Here is a 2,018-nt window from a genome sequence, read left to right on the forward strand (position 1 = left end):
CAGGGTTTGTCATTATTGGTGCAGGAAAGCCTTGGCCGTGATCCGTTCGCCGGAGATGTCTTCGTGTTCCGCGGACGCGGCGGTTCGCTGATCAAGGCCTTGTGGCACGATGGAGTTGGACTGTCGCTCTACGCCAAGCGGTTGGACCGTGGCCGTTTTGTTTGGCCGGCGACGGTGGGCGGTGTGGTGGGGCTGAGCGCGGCGCAGATGAGTTATCTGCTGGAGGCGATCGACTGGCGCAACCCGCAGCACACCTGGCGGCCACAGAGCGCGGGATAGGCTCAAAAAAATCCTGAGGCACGGAAGAAAAGACGCCTCAAATCGCCCCTTTTGTGATTCCATCAGGGCCATGGGTGACGGCCTTGAATCGCTGCCAGACGACATCGAAACACTGAAAGCGGCATTGATCGTTGCTCGCGCGGAGGCTGCGGCCGCCCGCGCTGAGCAGTCCGACAACCGGGCGCTGATCGCCCATCTCAAGCTGCAGATCGAGAAACTCAACCGCGATCGCCATGGGCCGCGTTCGGAGCGTACCGCACGGCTATTGGATCAGCTTGAACTGACGCTGGAGGAGCTGGAGAGTTCGGCGACAGAGGACGAACTCACCGCCGAAATGGCCGCGGCCAAAACCACGAAGGTGGCGTCGTTCACGCGCAAGCGGCCGTCACGCCAGCCGTTCCCGGAGCATCTGCCTCGCGAGCGGGTGATAGTGCCGGGGCCTGTGGCGTGCGCCTGCTGTGGCGGCGCACGGCTGTCCAAGCTCGGCGAGGACATCACCGAGACGCTGGAGGTGATCCCAAAATCCTGGAAAGTGATCCAGCACGTCCGCGAGAAGTTTACTTGCCGTGATTGCGAGAAGATCAGCCAGGCCCCGGCGCCGTTCCATGTGCTTGCCCGCGGCTGGGCGGGGCCAAGCCTGCTGGCGATGGTGCTGTTCGAGAAGTTTGGCCAACATCAGCCGCTGAACCGGCAAGCGGAGCGCTATGCCAAGGAGGGTGTGCCGATCAGTCTGTCGACCCTGGCCGACCAGGTCGGCGGCTGCACCGCGGCGCTGGCCCCCTTGTTCAAGCGCCTTGAGGCCTATGTGCTGAGCGCCGAGCGATTGCACGGGGACGACACTACGGTCCCGGTCCTGGCCAAAGGCAAGACCGACACCGGCCGGATCTGGGTCTATGTGCGCGACGACAAGCCTTTTGGAGGGCAGGCCCCGCCAGGGGCGGTGTTCTATTACTCGCGCGATCGGGCCGGCGAGCATCCCCAGGCTCACTTGGCCAACTACAGCGGAATCTTCCAGGCCGATGCCTATGGCGGCTATGGCAGGCTTTACGAACCGGGCCGCAACGCAGGGCCGATCCTGGAAGCCGCGTGTTGGGTCCATGCCCGGCGGCCGTTCTTCGTGATGGCTGATCTGGCCGAGAATGCGCGTCGCAAGGCTCAGGGCAAGAAGCCGGCAGTGATCTCGCCGCTGGCGCTGGAAACGGTCCGCCGGATAGACGCCCTGTTCGAGATCGAGCGAGGCATCAACGGCGAGACGCCCGAACGGCGCCGGGCCGTCCGCCAGGAACTGAGCGCGCCGCTGATCGCCGATTTAGAAGCCTGGATGCGCGAGCAACGCGCCAAGCTCTCGCGTCGCAACGACATCGCCAAAGCAATGGACTACATGCTCAAGCGCTGGACCGCGTTCACACGCTTCCTCGAGGACGGCCGCATCTGCCTGTCCAACAACGCGGCGGAGCGCGGCGTGCGCGGCATCGCTTTAGGTCGCAAGTCGTGGTTGTTCTGCGGCTCGGATCGCGGCGGCGAGCGGGCGGCGGTGATGTACAGCCTGATCGTCACCGCCAAGATGAACGACGTCGATCCGCAAGCCTGGCTCGCCGACGTTCTGGCGCGCATCGCAGAGCATCCCGTCCAAAGGCTAGACGAACTGCTGCCATGGAATTGGCGCTCTGCCATCCGGAACGTTGATCAAGCCGCCTGAGCCGAAAATGACCCGCGCGCGGTCTTCACCGGATGCTTAC

Annotated in this window: 2 protein-coding genes; both read left to right on the forward strand. The window is 64.2% G+C overall.

The window, feature by feature from the left end:
• A partial coding sequence (gene tnpB, locus ABIB90_RS41530; RefSeq protein WP_354202972.1) for an IS66 family insertion sequence element accessory protein TnpB occupies window positions 1-279 on the forward strand: 279 nt, incomplete at its 5' end.
• Between the two features lie 70 nt (window positions 280-349).
• Complete coding sequence (gene tnpC, locus ABIB90_RS41535) at window positions 350-1,978, forward strand: IS66 family transposase (protein ID WP_354202973.1); 1,629 nt, start codon at window positions 350-352, stop codon at window positions 1,976-1,978.
• Window positions 1,979-2,018 lie beyond the last annotated feature (40 nt).

Source organism: Bradyrhizobium sp. JR4.1 (assembly GCF_040548605.1).
Taxonomy (GTDB): domain Bacteria; phylum Pseudomonadota; class Alphaproteobacteria; order Rhizobiales; family Xanthobacteraceae; genus Bradyrhizobium; species Bradyrhizobium canariense.

What these genes read in the sequence shown, in the direction of transcription:
- tnpC (WP_354202973.1), top strand. Translation starts at nt 350, where the DNA reads ATGGGTGACGGCCTTGAATCGCTGCCAGACGACATCGAAACACTGAAA.